At 41.9% G+C, this 18218-nt stretch carries 15 protein-coding genes; 5 read left to right on the forward strand and 10 right to left on the reverse strand.

Annotation, left to right across the window (positions count from 1 at the left end; genetic code table 11):
* Window positions 1-479: 479 nt before the first annotated feature.
* Entirely contained in the window at window positions 480-2294 is a 1815-nt protein-coding gene (locus G3570_RS03255; protein ID WP_165139109.1) for an SLC13 family permease, read from the forward strand.
* Between the two features lie 74 nt (window positions 2295-2368).
* Here the strand turns inward: G3570_RS03255 and G3570_RS03260 are convergent, their stop codons facing one another.
* Window positions 2369-2533 (reverse strand): lmo0937 family membrane protein, encoded by a 165-nt coding sequence (locus G3570_RS03260; protein WP_165139110.1) that lies wholly within the window; start codon window positions 2531-2533, stop codon window positions 2369-2371.
* A 159-nt stretch (window positions 2534-2692) separates the two neighbouring features.
* Entirely contained in the window at window positions 2693-3070 is a 378-nt protein-coding gene (locus G3570_RS03265) for a hypothetical protein (RefSeq protein ID WP_165139112.1), read from the reverse strand.
* A 502-nt stretch (window positions 3071-3572) separates the two neighbouring features.
* Between G3570_RS03265 and G3570_RS03270 the strand changes: the two genes are divergently transcribed.
* Both G3570_RS03270 and G3570_RS03275 read left to right on the forward strand, forming a co-directional pair.
* Window positions 3573-4922, forward strand: coding sequence for an OmpA family protein (locus G3570_RS03270; protein WP_165139114.1), 1350 nt, complete (start codon window positions 3573-3575; stop codon window positions 4920-4922).
* A gap of 249 nt (window positions 4923-5171) precedes the next feature.
* Window positions 5172-5369 carry an endonuclease V gene (locus G3570_RS03275; RefSeq protein ID WP_165139116.1) on the forward strand — a complete coding sequence of 66 codons (198 nt, stop codon included), beginning with the start codon at window positions 5172-5174 and terminating at the stop codon, window positions 5367-5369.
* A gap of 457 nt (window positions 5370-5826) precedes the next feature.
* Here the strand turns inward: G3570_RS03275 and G3570_RS03280 are convergent, their stop codons facing one another.
* From G3570_RS03280 to G3570_RS03305, 6 genes are all read right to left on the reverse strand, one after another.
* The gene (locus G3570_RS03280) at window positions 5827-7248 is read right to left on the reverse strand and encodes a CARDB domain-containing protein (RefSeq protein WP_165139118.1); all 1422 of its coding nucleotides are present in this window, start codon (window positions 7246-7248) and stop codon (window positions 5827-5829) included.
* Between the two features lie 802 nt (window positions 7249-8050).
* The gene (locus tag G3570_RS03285; RefSeq protein WP_165139120.1) at window positions 8051-8719 is read right to left on the reverse strand and encodes a hypothetical protein; all 669 of its coding nucleotides are present in this window, start codon (window positions 8717-8719) and stop codon (window positions 8051-8053) included.
* 222 nt (window positions 8720-8941) lie between these two features.
* Entirely contained in the window at window positions 8942-10036 is a 1095-nt protein-coding gene (locus tag G3570_RS03290; RefSeq protein ID WP_165139122.1) for a DUF2914 domain-containing protein, read from the reverse strand.
* A gap of 403 nt (window positions 10037-10439) precedes the next feature.
* Entirely contained in the window at window positions 10440-10721 is a 282-nt protein-coding gene (locus G3570_RS03295) for a YtxH domain-containing protein (RefSeq protein ID WP_165139124.1), read from the reverse strand.
* Between the two features lie 159 nt (window positions 10722-10880).
* Window positions 10881-11036 (reverse strand): lmo0937 family membrane protein, encoded by a 156-nt coding sequence (locus tag G3570_RS03300; RefSeq protein ID WP_165139126.1) that lies wholly within the window; start codon window positions 11034-11036, stop codon window positions 10881-10883.
* A 24-nt stretch (window positions 11037-11060) separates the two neighbouring features.
* On the reverse strand, window positions 11061-11519 hold the full coding sequence (locus tag G3570_RS03305; protein ID WP_165139128.1) for a sll1863 family stress response protein: 459 nt from the start codon (window positions 11517-11519) through the stop codon (window positions 11061-11063).
* Between the two features lie 333 nt (window positions 11520-11852).
* Between G3570_RS03305 and G3570_RS03310 the strand changes: the two genes are divergently transcribed.
* Window positions 11853-12773, forward strand: coding sequence for an isoaspartyl peptidase/L-asparaginase family protein (locus tag G3570_RS03310; RefSeq protein WP_165139130.1), 921 nt, complete (start codon window positions 11853-11855; stop codon window positions 12771-12773).
* Here the strand turns inward: G3570_RS03310 and G3570_RS03315 are convergent.
* Window positions 12757-13641: a cyanophycinase gene (locus G3570_RS03315; RefSeq protein WP_165139132.1), complete on the reverse strand. Its 885-nt coding sequence runs from the start codon at window positions 13639-13641 to the stop codon at window positions 12757-12759. The two genes, G3570_RS03310 and G3570_RS03315, sit on opposite strands and share 17 nt — an antisense overlap.
* A 277-nt stretch (window positions 13642-13918) precedes the next feature.
* Here G3570_RS03315 and cphA point away from each other — a divergent pair, with 277 nt between their 5' ends.
* Window positions 13919-16606 (forward strand): cyanophycin synthetase, encoded by a 2688-nt coding sequence (gene cphA, locus G3570_RS03320; protein WP_165139134.1) that lies wholly within the window; start codon window positions 13919-13921, stop codon window positions 16604-16606.
* 182 nt (window positions 16607-16788) lie between these two features.
* Here the strand turns inward: cphA and G3570_RS03325 are convergent, their stop codons facing one another.
* Window positions 16789-18093: an ice-binding family protein gene (locus G3570_RS03325; RefSeq protein WP_165139136.1), complete on the reverse strand. Its 1305-nt coding sequence runs from the start codon at window positions 18091-18093 to the stop codon at window positions 16789-16791.
* Between the last annotated feature and the right edge of the window lie 125 nt (window positions 18094-18218).

Below are 18218 nucleotides of genomic sequence, written 5' to 3' on the forward strand. Positions count from 1 at the left end.
GAGTTGGGTTAACGCATCATTCCAAAAAGTACACTTCTCAGGTGGGGAATTAAGTATAACATGTAAAGGTAGTGTTATTTAGGGTATATACCTATTTATTATATACTTACTGTTTAATTTCCATTATGCCTTGATAATATTTACTCTTTTTAATCGGAATACCTGTGGTATATTAAACCACTCATCCGTATATAAGTTTTTAATTAATTTTATCGGGTGTACGTTATGTAAGCTGATTGATTTTGGCCCGGTTCTCTACACGTTTACGTTATTTAGTACAGCTTAAACCGGATGTGAGTACGTTGTGGCCTGAATAAAACACTGGTTATACCGATTTTCCTGACCGGTGCAACAGGCAAAATCTCAATTATTGAAATTCAGATTGCTCTTAAAGTGGTAACATACCATTTGTCAGGGAGTAACTAACAGAGTAGCTGATGGCGCTGTTACTCCGGTAACCTTAATATTGTCAATTTTACATGGAATTTGAGCAACTGTTCATTATTGCTGTTTTATTATTTGCTTTTATCGGTTTGGCAATGGATGTATGGAGCCCTGATGCCATCCTACTGACGGCTGTGGCTCTTCTTACGGTAAGCGGGGTCATGAGCCTGGAGCAGGCATTTGAGGGTTTTGCAAATACTACCATAATTGCCCTGGGCAGTTTATACGTGGTATCGGCAGCGATGCGAGAGAGTGGGGCGTTGGACCGGGCCAGTGCAATTATCCTTGGTAGCGAGACCCGGAGCATTCGGCGAATTTTGCTGCGATTGTGTCCCAGCGTGTCTCTGTATTCAGCCTTTTTAAATAACACCCCGGTGGTAGCTATGGGGATTCCCGCGATCAGAAGCTGGGCTCAAAAAAATAATATAGTCGTTTCAAAGTTGTTGATGCCGCTTTCCTTTGCCGCTATTCTGGGAGGGCTCTGTACCTTAATAGGAACCAGCACCAACCTGATTACCCATGGACTACTGCAAAGCCATGGATTTGCCGGCCTTTCCTTTTTTGAGTTGGCATGGGTGGGCGTACCTTGTGCCATTGTCGGGCTAATGTATCTCGTCTTTATATCTCCATTGCTGACCCCGGCCCGACGGGATATCCGGTATGAGGAGGAACAAAAGAGAAAGCTGTTGGTGGAGTATGAAATTGAAGAGGGAGCTGAGGTCATCGGAAAAACCGTACGGGAATCAGGGCTGGAAAGCTTTCCCGAGTTTTATCTTTCCCGTATAAATCGCAATGAACAGGAGATAGCGCCGGTCCATAAAAACGAGAAACTGCAGCGGGGAGATCATCTGCTATACGCTGCCCGGGATGGTATTGCCGCCCATGAGCCCGATCTGGAAGGGTACCCTGGGTTGCGGCTTGCTCTTCATGCCCCGAGGGATATTGCCAGCAGGGAAAAAAAAGACCGTGAATTGCATCAGGTAGTTGTAAAGGAGGGGTCGCCATTAGTGGGTGCTGCTTTGGAAGAAGCCCAGCTCCTGGAACGATTCGGTGCCGCCGTGACCGGTGTTCGCAGAAGGGGGAAGCGGGTCGAGCAGCCTCTCGGACCGTTTGTACTGCATTCCGGGGATGTGTTGCTGCTTGATACGCATCGCGGGTTCCGGGAAGCCTATGAGAATACTAAGGATTTCTTCCTTACCAGTGCCGCAGGGGGCGAAGCTGCCGGTGCAGAAAAAGATCTCGATGAATACCGAACTGGAGGTAAAGATCTATATGTTTCGGTAACCGTCTTGCTGGCTATTGTCTCATTGGTCGCCATGGGAGTGGTTCACATCGCGCTGGCCGGTATTCTGGGTGTAGCGGTGCTTCTGGGTTTTAAGGTTATTAAAGCCGGTGAAGCCCGAAAATCCATTGACTGGACCGTGTTGATAGTGATTGGCGCCGCTATTGGTCTGGGTAAGGCAATGGAAGTGAGTGGAACAGCCGAGCTCATCGGCAGGTATATGGCAGAACTGACCAGCGCTTACGGACAACGGGCGGTGTTGGCGGGTGTGGTTATTGTGACGGGACTGCTTACCGAGCTTATCACAAACAACGGGGCGGTAGCCCTCATGTTTCCGATTGCCTTGTCTGTCGCGGAGTCTCAGGGGATTGATGCCCGCGGCTTAGTTATTGCCATCACCGTGATAGCCTCCATGTCTCTGATCACCCCCATCGGTTATCAGACAAATCTCATGGTATACGGACCGGGAAATTATCGATTTACCGATTTCTTTAAGGTTGGATTTCTCTTGCAGGTCACACTTTGGTCCGTGGTTATTATACTGGTTCCCATCTTTTGGCCGATGTAAAATCTGAGGATACCGGGGAAATGGGGAATGAATATTTGTAGCTGTCCCTATTTACAGTGCAGGGTAAATAATTGCTATTTTGTCTTGGGCAGAAAGATGGGTTCTTCCAGTCGCAGTATCAAGGCGATACAGGCCACACCAAGCAGCAAATGCATGAAGCCTCCGATTCCGAAACCAAAAAATGCAACTACCCATAAAATGAATAATATGGCTGCTAAATAGGTCAATCGATTTTTCATAATTTTTAGGTTCAATTAGTTACTAATTTATAGCTGTTTCATCCTCTATGGCTTCATCGAGGAAACCATAGTGCGATAATATTCAGCTCTTAAGATTTACCACTATTTCTATCCATCACCATTGTATGCATGTATCTGTGATTCATGTCGCTGTCTTTTTCATAGAGTATCAGGGAGCGATGTTATGAATGGAATATTTATGTATTCAAAATATTGCTGATTTTTTACGAAAGGATTTATAATGACTTTTGTTTCTAAAGTACATTGGGATACATGTAAGTCTTTAAAAATTCGGGATGAACTATATTTAATCTCCGAATAGGTAGTGTCGTCGCCGCAAAAATAGATAAATTGCAGACTGTCAGCATTTGCCGTGACTTCCCATCGAATATAGTGCGATGAACTTCCTCTGGGTTCCTCAACCTGCCAGTAGGTGTTTATAATAGCCTTCTCATCTTTACCACATCCTGTGATGGCCATAGATATAAGCTGAGTAGCAACAAAGACAGATGTAATTAGAAAAGTTCTTGTTTTCATTTGAGGAATGATGCTTGGTACCTGATCTTCTTTTTAAAATTCGGAATTGGTTTTCTCCTTCTCAGTCGCAATTTATTTCCCCACCTATTCAGGTAATATACTTTCTTAATTGAATGGTGGGGATTCCTTGACTACTGCTTGTCTATTAAAATCTACACTTTTTACTGTAACTTGCTTTACATGCTTCATTCCCCAACTTACATATATCACAGTTCTATGAGTTATCTCTACATATCAGGTTCAAGGTTACGTTTTTCAGATCTGTGAATTATGTAATTTTTTTCTATGAGCTTGTAACGGTTGCACGTTTTAAAATTTGTATTTAAACGCATATTAATTATGATTAATCGGGCAATTGATTGGAAATTTTATGATCATTAGATACAGATAAGCCCTTTCCCAATATTTCAGCTTTTAGGTTTCTGAGATGGGTAAGAGGTAATTATCGTCAAAGAGAAAAAATTTCACGAAATAATTCAGGAGATAGTATCATCTCTATACATTGTCTACACTTATATTCGAAATGATTCTAAAGTGGCTTCGCATTATTATTCTCGCATGTCTTTTTGCACTGAATGGGGTTTGGCAGGCAGAGGCTCAATCAAGAAACCGGCCAACCTGGATAACATTTTCAGTTGGCCACCAAGAATACAATGGTGATTTCGGTAATGAAATCCTTGCTTTTGAAGTTGGCTATGACTGGACGCTCGGTCTCGAGCTCGACCAGTATCTAGGTAACCTTTTCGACTTTGAATTATCCATGGATTACGCCGAGCTTGATTATACAAATGCATTTAGCACGACTATAATAAATGCTAACATCATGTTAAATGTGAAGCCTATGGGCTCTAAATATCACATCAAACCATATCTTGGTACAGGTTTTGGTATTTCTCCATTTTTTAATAACGGTGCATCAGCAGAAAACGGAGTTACACTTCATCTGCCGGCTCAAGTCGGCTTTGACTACCAGCTTAATGATAATATGGCCGTAGGACTCAAAGCTCGCTATAATCGCAGTCTTTCTGATGATTTAGATGGAATTGGGGAAGCATTAGATATGGATGGCATTAATCACGATGATTTTATCGTCTATTCGGTAGGCTTTAAAATTAGTATTAACAAAACCAGGGATAAAGATGGAGACGGTATTTCTGATAAAAATGACCTTTGCCCTGATACTTATGGTACCTCTTTTTGGGGTTGTCCTGACAGTGACAGTGACGGCATACCGGATAATGAAGATGCTTGCCCTAACAACCCCGGGCGGTCTGTATTAGGAGGATGTCCCGACAGTGATGGAGACGGAATAGTTAATAGTCGGGATAAATGTCCGGAAACGGCAGGTGTTTTTGAAAATGAAGGCTGCCCACGTGCTTTAGATGAAGATAATGACGGAATTACAGATGCCGAAGATGATTGTCCCCAACAAGCAGGTACTGCCGCAAACAATGGGTGCCCCCAAAAAGAGGAAAAGCAGCTAACCGAAAATATGAAGGAGAATTTACAGAAATTAGGTTCTCTGCTCCAGTTTGAAGACAACAGTTCCGTAGTTGATTCTACAGCTTATGATGCCCTGAAGCAATTGGCGGATTATATGCAAAGTGATTCTGATCTTCGTTTAATAATAAGAGGACATACAAATACCTCGAGAAGTGCCGCTCAAAATTTAGAGCTGTCTGTTGACAGGGCAAATGCAGTAAAAGATTATTTGATTGAGCAAGGGATTCAAGCCAATAGAATTGCAGCATTTGGCTATGGCGATACAAGACCTGAAATTTCAAATGATTCCCAGGACGGTAGAGAACAAGTGAAAAATAGCAGGATTGAGCTTCACCTGTATTATCAGTAACCTAAGATAGCTTCAGGCTACACTTCTGCTATTTTCAGAGGGGAAGAAGTATACCTCTTCCTCAGTTCAGCAGCTAAAGGTATATCGGCTAGACACCTATGTCCAACATTTTTTCTTATGCCAGATGTTCGCTATCACAAATCGGTTAATCAATATTTTATCGTAACAATACTTTCCATTGTGGGTTCGCTCGGTGTTATAGCGGTAGAATCCAGAGGCGTATCTTGATTAGGTTGCTGCTCGAATCGTATGGCATATTTAGTGTCGGTAGGTCACCGCATAGAGCTCGTCTTATATCGTCTGCCGGAACCATACATTGGTTTCGAACTCTCCGATGGCCTCATTCTGCCCATCTCTTTCTCCGGGGCCGGCACCTGTGCTTTGGTTAGGATCAAGCCTCCCATCTTCATGAGTCAATTTGACTACCTGGTCTTGGTACAACCATAAACCGGACAGAGAAATATAGCGGCCTTGCTTTTGAGTTCTATACCGGCCCCGGCTGCTTGCCCCATAACCGGCCGATAGTTTGTAAGCCGAATTACAAGCTTCCTCAACTTTGGGTGTACATGGTTTTTGATAATGGCCTTGTGACGAGAAATCTTTTGCAGAGCTTCGAAAGGAATTTTGGTAAGGGTTATACGGTATACGCGAGAAAAGGAAAACGGGAGAACGGAGGAAAGAAGACCGGAGATAGAATTTTAGAGTGTTGACTCACGTAATAACACAATCACCGTTTTGAGGGAGTTTGCCATCGCATCCCTGTGGGACTGGTCCCGAAAACATTGGCAAATCACAAAAAGCTGAAGACTGAGAACTGCAAGCCTACTCTTTCACTCTGCTACTTTGTTACTTTGTCACTTCACTACCCTAAGCATTGACCTAAAAGTAGACCATTGACTTAACACTAGTCATCTTCAACCTCAATTTCAAAAGTACGAGAGTTATTGGTCAAATTGTGATCGGCGAAATTGTGACTTACTGTCAACGTATGATTGCCTTCTCTTGCTCTCTTGGTATTCCACTCAAACTTCAAAGTTTTAGAGCTACCTATTTTCAATCCTCCCTTCAGCGTTTCCACGCTAATGTTCTTGTTCTCTGTTTGATTTGCAAGGGTTACCATAATATTTTCGTTAACATCACGATTACCCAAGTTTTGGAGCGTCACTTCAATCGTTACTTTCTGGTCTGTCTCTACATTATCGGGTGCTTTAATCGTGGTTATAGCAATGTCCAGGTATATGGCTTCGATGATTACGATTTCAATGCTTTTGCTATCATTTTTTGAAATATCATCACTAAGAACATGACGCACTTCCAATTTGTGTTTCCCTGTGGAGGCGCCATCGGTATTCCAGTTAAAGGTTACTGATGTTGCCGCTCCGGTAGCTAAACCTCCGCTAATAGACTTTGAATCTATAGTCGTACCATCATTTTGATCTACAAGAGTAATCTTTATAGCATCGCCAACATCCTGGTTGCCCAGGTTTTCAATTTTTGCTTTTACCTGCACATTATCTCCTTGGGTAGCTTCCGAGGGAGCTTCAAGTGAGATAACGGCAATATCAGTAATGGGAGCTTCATTGATGGTAACACTGGCCTTACGGGTATCATTGTCCGTATTTTCATCAGCAAAATCGTGGCTAGCTGAAAGCTGGTGATCTCCTATGGAATATCCCTGAGTATCCCAGCTATAAGTAAAGGTTGTAAAATCCCCTATTGCGAGTCCGCCATCTATTTTTTGGGTACCTATGGTTTTTCCGTCAGCTAAGTCATCTAACGTAATAGTAATTGTCTCATTTACGTCCTGATTCCCAATATTTTTCACATCAACTTCTACGTCAACAACTTTGCCTTCCTCTATCGTATCAGGGAGCCTGACGTCAGTAACAGCGATATCAGTGATATCAGGCTCGTTCACTGTTACAGTCGATTGCAGGGAATCATTTGCAGGATTATCATCCTCAAACGTATGCTTTGCGACAAGAGTCTTCGTTCCGGGGGCAACATTACCGGTATTCCAACTATAACTGACTCTGACAGAATCTTTTGGTGCCAAGCCTGTGTCTAGGAATTTGCTACCGATCGTAACCCCTTCGCTTTGATTATTAAGCAAAATTTCAAATTCTTCATCTATGGTACTGGTTCCTGAATTCGTCACGGTAATACCAACTGTTATGATCTCTCCCTGTTTTGCAAAGGAAGTAGTTTCAATGGCTGAGATCGAAATGTCATTAAGAGGGGCCGATGAATCAGAATCCTGATTATATAAAAGATCACAGGATGCAATCGCCAAAGTGGCAAATAATATAAATGTGAATTTCTCCATTAATGACTTTACCAATAAAGATTATACTTCAATTCCGATACCATATAGCGTAGTATATAGATGCTGTTGCCCATTTTCGCCATTTATGCTCTTTCTATTGCCTGACGCCTTTCATTCTAAATCAAGGATTCAAGCTGACCTTTCCCTTTCGAAATTTTCTTGAAGTTGTACTTTGAGAACCCAATTGCTTCAAAAGCAAATCATTGGAAAGGAAGCTTTTGGCTTTATTTCTTTTACACCTATATCACAGAGGTGCCTGGCGTTGTTCACTAAGTATTTAATTCAGAACTTAAGATCGATTTTCTGAACTGATTCAATTGATAACTCTTTGTTTTATCAAGATCAGTACTATTAATCGAATACATGTTACATGCTGCTATAAAAGTGTTATAAATTTTACAGATCAACAGAGAGGCAGAACTAAATCGGCAGGTTGATTAGAGGGGTATTGAGTATTATTAATTACTATAATTACGAGAGAGGGTATTGATCCCATTGACAGTTGCATTTTTAAGCCACCTATTGACCTTTTAGCTTTTAAAGCTTTGGTCATTGCTTCTTCCTACTGCAACAAAAACATGAAGGTCATTATCTGCAGTATCAGTTGACTTCTGGTTCTTATTCCTGCATTACCTGTACCAAATTGGTGTTGTACTTAGACAGTAAGTATCCATTCCAAAATCTGTTAGGTGAGAATATGCCACTGCGTTAAGACAATAATGTTGAAAAACCATTAGATATCCAGCAGGATATTTTACCGGTTAATGAGTTTTGAAACCGGGAAGTGGGATCGAATATAAACCTATTTCTTTTCAACCACTCCAAACACCGTCTGAACATCGGCAGGGGTTGCAGCAATCACGGCAAATTTTGTTCCGGCTGAAAAAACGAACTCTTTATAACCGTTCTCCAGAATGAGCAGGATCTCCTTGACCTTGTCATAGCTGAAATTCGGCTGTCCATTAGTCAGCATACTGCTAGGAAGGTCTTCTACTTCAATCTTGTCCAGGTCAAACTCAGGATTAGCCCGAAGTGACCAAATTACGACTTGAAATTCACGCCAGGTGATATTAGGGTCCCCATTTTTTAGCTGGTCTTTAATATTGAGTAGATAATTTACTTTTTCCCATTTCTCCACACGATCTGTTGAGTAAAGCTTAATACCCTGGTAAGTAGTGTTATTACTGCCGATATGTTTCGTCCAGTCTATACACCATGCTTCGAGGGTCCCGTTTTCGATCACGTTATTTGCATCAATATTACTGAAATAGATGCTAAAATTAGATTCGTTGTTATTTTTATTCACCGTTATTGTTGTGTTCTCTCCACCTGAAATCAACTGCACTTCTTCAACAGATTTAAGTGTTATCGTAAGATCAGGTTCCGATCCGGTGAGCGATTTTTCACATGAGGTACTAAAGAGTACCGTCATTGCAATGAGACAGATTTTAAAATTGGTAACAGGTTTCATTAGAAGCTCCTTTTATTTTTGTTCCCCGAATAAGGGTTTATTGTGAACGTATTTCACAATAGAAAGATGAGCTTTATTCATATTATATCCGTTACATGCAGTTGAGCAAAGGTTACATATTTTACATGCCCTGATTGTAGCTGGAGGCCGCTAACCGGTATGTATTGCTATTTCGGGAGGTCTTGGCAGTACTAACCGGCATTGCGAATGAGTGAGGCCTTCCTATTTAAATAACCGGGTGGTAATTCTTTCCCTGAAATGAGTACTGTCTTCTCGGATATTAAATTTCAGTAGCCCCAGCACAAGCCCTTCTTTCGTAATTACATCGACTTTCCAGTAGCCGGGTGATACATTTTCCTTAAAGGTGTACCCGCGAAATCCACCCCTGCGGCCACCTAAAACATTAATGGAAATACTGTCGCTTGTTTGCCAGCTTTCTCTCTGCTGGTTAAACCACTGCCAGTGATGGAATATCTCCTTTTCAAGATTAGTGGGAGCAAAGATAGAGGTGTACACAAATACGGTGTCACCGGGTCCGAGTTCGAAGGTGTTGTCAAATGACTTCCAGAAAAGATGGATGGGTGCCTTTTCGTAAGTAACAATAAAATTTCCTTCTTGCTTCTGCACACGATGGGCAACAATCCCCTCTTGAAGGGAGAGTGGAACTGGCGGAATGAGATTGAAATAGTAGCATGTATTTATAAAAACATAAATTCCCAGGATAAGACTACTGATCCTTATTTTTTTAATCTCTTTCCGAGTGGAGGGACTTCTATAATAAATAAAGAAGATCAGATACAGCGTACTGACAATGCTCAGCAGTCCCGAAATGATGAACCAAAAGGTATTCATAGCACCGACCAGAATGGGAATAAAAAAAGTGAAAAAAGTAAAATTTACAAAGTAATAGGCGCTGAATTGCAGGTATTTATTGGAGATTCGATTTCTCAGGATTTCGTTGGAGAAAAGAAGGACAACCAGCAGCAGGAAAAAAACCATGGTTTTTGTCAGGGAAACACTCTGAAAAAAGAAGATGACATAGGCACTGCAGAGGCCACCCAGAAAAAATTGGATAGCATAGGGAGCATATTCAACATATGGCTCTATAGTGGTTCCGTTCCAGGCATTATCGTCTGTGCGATTGAATATATAGATTGTCACCGTCAGGCAGCACAGATAAGTAAATAGCACCACGTTGCTGTACCAGCCGTCAATGCTTCCAAGCGTGAGACTGTCCCATGTAAAACCACCGGTAAAGAACAGGAGTAGGGCAATTTTTTTATGTTCGAAAAGAAAAGCTTTTACCGAGGCTATCATCAAAAGATCCGTTTAATATTAGTACTCTACTATCGTCGCAATCACCATCTGAACATTGGCAGGGATCTCAACTGCCATAACAAAGTTTGTTTCAGCTGAAAAGACAAACTTTTTGTAAGCGTTATCTGAAATCGTTGGTGACCTTTCATTGCCAAAATTCGGTTTACTGTAGGTTGTTATTTCTGCCCCAGGAACTCTTCTGCCGTTGCCAAATGCAATTAAATTCAGGGTTGGCTTTTAAGATTGCAATACTTCCTGAATTTCACATCCGGATACAATGGATATCCCACTTTACTGCTTATAATTGTTATGCAATTATTTATCTCCGCTTAAAGGTCTGTTTAATTTAGTTTATACCCCCAAAGATGGTCTTGTCTAAATAAATCATTTAGCCTAATGATTTTTAAGAGTTTAATTTTTGACTAACTTCTGCCTTAACCTTTTTCGCTTTGTCAAAAGCTTTTTGGCTTATGCGTATGGTCTTATCTTCGATGTCTTCAAATGGATGGGAAATAGTATCGGTAAATTCATTTAAGTTATCCTTGACAGAATCTTTATATTTTTGACCTTTCTTAGCAATTCTACTTCTTGTTTTTGACCCTTTTGTGGGTGCAAATAATGTTGCTGCTATAGCTCCTGCGGCTCCTGCAAATAAACCGGTTATAATAATCGATGAAATTTTCATAATGTTTTCCTTTTAAATTTATTGGGTGGGTGAATGCTATCTTTTACTTATTTTTAAAGCCGTAGAATCTCGGGCCTAAGCAGTGATTTAATAATCATTTCTTGACCCGACATCCTTCTGATGGCCTTCCGCGCAATTTTTCTTTTTCACATTGCAACGCTATGCTATTTTTCTGCCTGATATCAACTGAAATAAAACTGAAATTACAGCTATAACAAGTAGGATATGGATGAGTCCTCCGGCGCTGTATCCAACAAACCCCACTGCCCAGGCTATGATTAAAATGACGGCTACGAGGTATAATAGATTTCCCATGATAGTTAATGATTTAGATTAAGGTTAATTTCTGGTCGAAGTGGTAGCGTCAGACGAAAAGAATTCATCCAATGAATCACCAAGGTCATCCATTTTATTGGTAAAACTGTCTTTGAATTCTTCCAAGTCATCTCTCCCTGAAGCCTGATAATTATTCATTTCGCGCTTAAGTTCATTGTGGGTCTCTTTTAATTCCTCAAGCTTTTCCTCAAGTTCTACTCTGACTTCATCATTAGTTTCGTTCTCTATTCTTTGTTCTATGTCGCTGATTTTTCGATTATACTCCTTAATTCGTTCTGTATTATTTGCTCTATATTCCCGAAGTTCAGCTTCCACTTCACTTTTTGCAATTTCCAAATCCCGTTCTGCTTCTGCAACGTTGGATTCAGCCCTATCTACATTGTCAGACTTGTTATCACAGCCTGAAAGAGCAACTGCCATAACGAGTAAGACGGTTGTTAGTATTCCTATTGAGTATTTCATAAGTGATTTAGTTTTGTTGGGTTGTTAATTTTAAGCCTCTTTCCTGCAGCTTGCAGGAATAGGGGTTAAAGTATTTCTACATCTACAAGGTGTGATAAAAAAAGCTGATAAGTGTTATAAGGAGGCGATGCGAAGTTATATAATTAACAGGTTGTCAGGATTTCTTTCCTTTTTAGGTTAATTTCATAAGACCAGAAACAATAAGGCCCGTACATTTTCTTTGTTTTTGTTTCATCGATTCTTCTGCTTTACTTAATAATGATAGTAACAGGCATTGAGAAAACGTTTTCTTCAGAGGTTGTCCAAAAGTAAAATTCCACTAATTAGAACTTCATGAATTTACCGGCCATAGCTATTCACGGCGGCTCAGGAACGATCGCTTCGAATCTCAAAGATTCTCAGTTAAAGAAACAATATCTGGAAGCTCTAGATAACGCTTTAGATGAGGGTTTTGAAATGTTGGCACATGGTTATTCAGCCATGGAATGTGTCAGTAAAGCGGTTGCGGTCCTGGAAGATTGTGCCCTGTTCAACGCAGGAAAGGGATCGGTATTTACTGCAAAGGGACAACATGAGATGGATGCGGCAATTATGGATGGAAAGACCCTTGAAGCTGGGGCAGTGGCGGGGCTGCAAGGAGTAAAAAATCCCGTTTTATTGGCCTATGATGTTCTCAAAAATACACCCTTTGTTATGATTGCGGGAGAAGAAGCGATTGCGTATGCGCGCCAAAAAGACTTCAAATTTGAGCCGGATTCCTATTTCTATACGCAGCTCCGGCACAAGCAGTGGCAGGAGATCCGGGGCAGTGGAGAGGTGAAGCTGGATCATTCCGGGGAGGGAGCTAAATTTGGCACTGTGGGAGCTGTTGCTGTGGATGATGAAGGGAATGTAGCTGCTGCAACATCCACAGGCGGATTGACAAACAAGGCATGGGGTCGAGTTGGCGACAGCCCTCTTATTGGAGCAGGAACCTACGCAAACAACAGAACATGTGCCATATCTTGCACGGGACATGGGGAGTATTTTATTCGAGGAGTTATCGCCTATGATGCCTCATGCATGATGGAATATGGAGGCAAGAACCTTAAAGAGGCCACGGATAAAGTGATCTATGAAAAAATGGAACAGATGGGCGGTGAGGGCGGTTTAATCGCTGTTGATTCTTCAGGAAATATCTGTATGCCTTTTAATACCGAAGGGATGTACAGAGGGATGAAAAACAAAACCCACACCTTTACCCGGATTCTTTGAATGGTGGTTTATGATGTCTCATATCATAGTGAATCCTGGCAACCTTCTCCCGGATGTTGTACCTGTCTTTAGTAGCTAGAATATGAACCGTTAAATTGGCAAGAGAGATCGGTATTCTGTCCTTCAATTTGCCATATTGATTATAAATAAGATGGCTGCCGTCAAAGATAACAACTATTCCCGACCCGACAATCTCTAAAATATTTCCTTCTCTGATTATAACACCGGTATCCTCCCCCAGACCCACACCGAGTTTATCTGGGTGAAGGGCAACAGCCTCGGCAAGCCTGCCAAACCTATGTCTTTTGATGAAATGGCTGTCAAAAATAACCTCACTCATCAAACCAAGTCCTTTTCCTGTTTTTAGATCGTTCTTTCTTATAACAGTGCCGTTTCGCCCCCCTGAAATCATCTCTTCAGACATTACAACCGCCCCGGCACTGGTTCCCGCTATGGTAAATTTTTCATTTTGATAGCGCTTACAAATCAAATGATGGGTCAAGGTGTCTTTTATGATCCGGCTGATCTTGCTTTGATCTCCCCCTGAAAAAAGAATAATATCCGACTTGTTAATGCGATCCAGGGTGGAGGATTCATCAGCTTCGTGTCGATCCCGGATATCTAAAATACCGACATTATCAACTCCAAGCATCAAAAATGATTCTTTATATTTTTCACCTACAATCTCAGGTATTTCAGAGGCACTGGTGATCACCTCTATTCGTGGCTTAGAGATTTCGGAATTATTAATGATATCCTGAAGGATGAAACCCTCCCCAAAATGGGAATGGAAACTCTCATCTGTTTTTTTAAATCTCTTTTGTTCATTACCGCCAATGGCAATCAGCGTTCCCTTTGGTGTCTTCATTTAAATGGGATATACATGATTTGAAGCCTTCGATATGATCAGAAGTGTGTAGCCGAATATAACTAACTTTCCCCTGGTAAATTCATCTATGTCTGAGTACATCAAACGTCTGAAATGCCTAAGTGTGGCCTATTTAATTTACAGGCCGTTTTCTGCAGGCGAGGTGGTAAGATTTATGTAACAAATAGTGGATTTCCTGTAACCTTTAATCACGTTCTGTTTAATAACTTGAGCACTCTGCAGAGTGTGAGCATAAATATTTTAAAATTGAACTTTGATGAAGATTCTAAATATAAATATTACGTGTGGTCCTAATAAATGGTCTGTAAAAAGACACCGACTTGTAGTCATGGAGCTGGATATCGGAGACCTTGAATTTCGTCCGACAAATGAAATTGAAGGGTTTTATGAACGAATAAAAATGCTCCTTCCCGGTCTTTATGAGCATTGCTGTTCGGAAGGAGAGGCCGGCGGTTTTTTCGCCCGGATAATGGATGGGACATGGATGGGCCACGTCATAGAGCATATTGCCATAGAGTTGCAGGTTATGGCCGGAATTGAGTCCGGATTTGGCCGTACTCGTGGAACCGGTGAAGGGGGGCACTACTATGTGGTGTTTGATTGTGCGGACGAAGAGTCAGGGCGGCTTGCTGCAGAAAGAGCTGTATTATTTGCACAATACTTGGTTGACGGAACCGAAACTGATATTGATGAACACATCGATGAGATAAGGACGACGAATTTAGAGAACACTCCCGGACCCAGTACCGCATCGATTCTCAGAGAGGCTGTTTCACATGATATTCCGGTCATTAAACTTGAAGACAACTCATCCTGGCAGTTAGGCTATGGCTGCAATCAAAAACGAATTTCTGCGACAATCACTTCATCTACCAGTCATTCCGCCGTAGAAATAGCTTGTGATAAAGAGCGTTGCCGGGCTCTTTTAAAGAGCATGTCGGTGCCAATTGCCGAAGGTACTGCCATAGAATCCTTGGATGAGCTGAAACATTCCATTGATAGCCTGGGATTTCCCTTGGTCATCAAACCGGCAAATGGCAATCAGGGACGTGGAGTTACAACAAATATCACGACATTCAAGCAGGCTGAGAAAGCCTTTGGGTATGCATCAACAGATTGTAAACGGGTGATCGTTGAGAAGTACATCCCCGGCTATGACTATCGCCTTCTTATGGTTGATGGAAAATTAGCCGCTGCGGCCAAGCGTATACCCGCACATGTGGTCGGCGATGGAAAGTCTTCTGTTCTGCAATTGATTAATGATGTAAACCGCGATCCCAAACGGGGTGATGGACACGAGAATTTTCTCACAAAAATACAGGCAGGGCCGGCTGCAAAGTCCATTTTATCCCAAAAAGGTTACACCCTCAATACCGTTTTGAAGATGGAGGAGATACTTTATTTAGATTATGCAGCAAACCTTAGCAAAGGAGGAACCGCTGAAGATGTTACCGATCAGGTGCATCCGGAAGTGGTAAAAACCGCCGCGAGAGTAAGTAAAATCACGGGGCTCGATATTTGCGGTATCGATTTAATGGCCCAAACCCTGGCCAAACCCCTTGCTGATACAGGGGGCATCGTGCTTGAGGTAAATGCAGCACCGGGCTTTCGAATGCATCTTGCTCCTTCAAAAGGAACACCGCGAAATGTAGCCGCACCCGTAGTGGATATGCTGTTCCCGAAGGACAGCAGCAGCCGGATACCAATCATTGCAATAACAGGTACCAATGGTAAAACAACCACAACAAGATTGATTTCGCATATTATGAAAGAGGCGGGGCGCCGGGTTGGGTACACCACAACAGATGGAATTTATGTGAACGATGAGCTACTAATGAAAGGAGATTGCGGTGGTCCAAAAAGTGCGCAACTGATTTTGAAAGATCCAACCGTGGACACGGCAGTACTTGAGTGTGCAAGAGGTGGGATCCTACGGGCCGGACTTGGATTTGATAAGTGCGATGTTGCTGTAGTTACCAATGTAACTGCCGACCACCTTGGAATGAAAGGGATTCATACTATTGATCAGATGGCCCACCTGAAATCGGTTGTGCCGGAAAGTGTGCATCCCGGAGGCTACGCCGTACTCAATGCCGACGATGACAGAGTGTATGCAATGCGGGAAAACCTGCAGTGCAGACCGGTTCTCTTCTCAATGAAGGAGGACAGCAACCGATTGAGCAGGCACCGTAAAGAGGGTGGTATATGCGCCGTGTTCACGGACAAAACTATTACGATCTGGGACGGATCGGATACGCACACCATTGAACATATTGAGAATATACCGCTAAGCTTTGGCGGACGAGCGCTGTTTATGATAGAGAATATCCTGGCAGCGGTAGCCGTGGCCTATTCACAAAAGATATCTCCTGCAGTAATACGCAGTGCGCTGAGAAGTTTTAAGCCTTCACCGGAGCATTTACCCGGTAGGATGAACCTCTTTAAATTTGAAGACTATGATGTATTGGTAGACTACTGCCATAACCCGGCAGGCCTGGTTGCAATTAAAGAATTTATTGATAACTCTTCTTACCTCAATAAAACGGGCATTATAAGTGGCCTTGGTGATAGAAGGGAAGAAGACAGCCTGGAACTGGGTCGGCTCTCGGCGGAACTGTTTTGCAAAATTATTATACGCGAAGATTCCGATTTGAGGGGAAAAGCTGCAGGAGAGTCTTCGTCGATCGTGAAACGAGGGGTTGAAAGCTCCTGCTTTAATCCGTCTGTGGTCTGTATCCCAAATGAAATACAGGCCCTTCAATTTGCAATGGAAAATGCATTGCCGGGCACACTTGTCATGCTCTGTGTGGAAAATATTGAAGAGGTAACCGCCATGCTAAAATCAATGCAGCTGAAGGAAAAGCGAGATCAGGGTAAGCCGGCCGGCAAGGTTATGTTTATGAAAAAAGATCTAACCGAAGAAATGAATATTTTTCAAGAGTAGATAATCGAGACCCGGAGTTGAAGCATTAAAATAGGTCTTTGCAGGAAAAACCCTTCAAGTGTATTAAACTCTTGGAGGGTTTTGCATTTATTCAAATTCTCACGCACAATTTGCACCAAAAAAATAAAGCGAACACTTTTGGGTGTTCGCTTTATGGTTCAATTTAGTACAAGATTACGTACTTATTTGTTTTCTGAAGAGGCTTGTCCGACCATACTTCCCGGTTCTGTAACGGTGTTATCATCGAGAGTGATTGACTTTTGACTAAACAATCTCCCGTTTAATTTTGCGCCTTTTCCGAGTGTTATCTCATTCATGGACAGGATAATACCTTTAAAATTTGCATTCTTGCCGATGGTTACTTCACCATCTACATGCCAAAAGATGTTATCTGCCCGGGCTCCCTCCGTTAACGTGAGCACAATATTTTCATCAACCGATAGATTCTTACCTACCTTTATTATCCATACATCATCTGCATTGCCCGACAAAGTGACATCGGATGCTATATGAAGGGAATCACTCCACTCATGTACTCCTGGAGCCAATGCAACACTTTCAAAACTTTCATTCTTGTGAAGCGTTGAATCACCTCCGTTTTGTAGTGAAGCATCACTGTAGGCAAACATCATATCTTTGATGGCTTCAAAGACATCAGGAGAGTTTGTATTACCTAGGTCTGACTGTAAAACAGCATTCTTATCGGAGGTTGTTTGCATTTTTGGCTCAGATTTATTGGCCTCTTTTTTTAAGCTTTTTGCCACCGAGCCTTCCCCGATGCGACCCGTAATTTTGGACGCCGACTTATTTTGAACAGATGTTTTTGTCAAAATAACAAAATGGCCTGCTTTGCCAAGTTCAATGCCCTTCATCATTTTTGATGATACGGTATACATTGACTTGCCATTAGGTTCTTTCCCGTTCCGTTGGTCATTTTGTCTATCAGAGTAGCCCTTATTTGATTTGCCTATAGTTACAAAACCCAACACATAATCATTTTCAAGGGCAATATTATCTAAATTTTTCACCCCATTTGTCACGGTAAAGGTGTAGGTAGTTCCCTCCCTCAATTCCTTATCAGGTGTGAATACCGCAATTTTATTAGCATAGCTGAGGGTTCCATTTACAGCACCCACGCTATAGTACCAGCTGTTATCAGATTTTTCATTGGTTAAGTTGCCTGTTATTTGATCCTGCCGCATCTCTCCATGCTCTTTATTCACCGTATCAGCATAGGTTGCATAGAGCAGTAAATTGGTACTATTGATACTTGATGCATCCATATCACTGCTAAAGGTGATCTCTATAGCACTATTTTGATTGACGTTAACCTCACCATCCGCAGGACTAGTTGCTAAAATGACAGGTGCTTTTGTTTCAGGATCAACGATATTGCTTTTATCCTGTGCCATACCACCGGCAGAAAATCCGGCAAACAGCAAAGCTGTAAGGATTATGCTCTCATAGAATTGTTTATTCGTTCTCATAATAATTTATCTAAAATTTGCGTGACATAATTATCACGCCTTCAATCTGCATATAATTTGACTGAGTGTTGTTACAGCATCCCGTTTATAAGTTGCAGATTTCACTGAAGCTAAATGCACGTACA

Origin of the sequence: Halalkalibaculum roseum (genome assembly GCF_011059145.1) — a bacterium.
Lineage (GTDB): Bacteria > Bacteroidota > Rhodothermia > Balneolales > Balneolaceae > Halalkalibaculum > Halalkalibaculum roseum.

Bases quoted from the DNA above. Each gene is read 5' to 3' on its own strand.
- G3570_RS03260 (WP_165139110.1), bottom strand. From the start codon at position 2,533: ATGAAAAATCGATTGACCTATTTAGCAGCCATATTATTCATTTTATGG.
- G3570_RS03295 (WP_165139124.1), bottom strand. From the start codon at position 10,721: ATGAAAATTTCATCGATTATTATAACCGGTTTATTTGCAGGAGCCGCA.
- G3570_RS03275 (WP_165139116.1), top strand. From the start codon at position 5,172: ATGGCATATTTAGTGTCGGTAGGTCACCGCATAGAGCTCGTCTTATAT.
- G3570_RS03310 (WP_165139130.1), top strand. From the start codon at position 11,853: ATGAATTTACCGGCCATAGCTATTCACGGCGGCTCAGGAACGATCGCT.
- G3570_RS03285 (WP_165139120.1), bottom strand. From the start codon at position 8,719: ATGAAACCTGTTACCAATTTTAAAATCTGTCTCATTGCAATGACGGTA.
- G3570_RS03300 (WP_165139126.1), bottom strand. From the start codon at position 11,036: ATGGGAAATCTATTATACCTCGTAGCCGTCATTTTAATCATAGCCTGG.
- G3570_RS03305 (WP_165139128.1), bottom strand. From the start codon at position 11,519: ATGAAATACTCAATAGGAATACTAACAACCGTCTTACTCGTTATGGCA.
- G3570_RS03280 (WP_165139118.1), bottom strand. From the start codon at position 7,248: ATGGAGAAATTCACATTTATATTATTTGCCACTTTGGCGATTGCATCC.
- G3570_RS03315 (WP_165139132.1), bottom strand. From the start codon at position 13,641: ATGAAGACACCAAAGGGAACGCTGATTGCCATTGGCGGTAATGAACAA.
- G3570_RS03265 (WP_165139112.1), bottom strand. From the start codon at position 3,070: ATGAAAACAAGAACTTTTCTAATTACATCTGTCTTTGTTGCTACTCAG.
- G3570_RS03290 (WP_165139122.1), bottom strand. From the start codon at position 10,036: ATGATAGCCTCGGTAAAAGCTTTTCTTTTCGAACATAAAAAAATTGCC.
- cphA (WP_165139134.1), top strand. From the start codon at position 13,919: ATGAAGATTCTAAATATAAATATTACGTGTGGTCCTAATAAATGGTCT.
- G3570_RS03325 (WP_165139136.1), bottom strand. From the start codon at position 18,093: ATGAGAACGAATAAACAATTCTATGAGAGCATAATCCTTACAGCTTTG.
- G3570_RS03255 (WP_165139109.1), top strand. From the start codon at position 480: ATGGAATTTGAGCAACTGTTCATTATTGCTGTTTTATTATTTGCTTTT.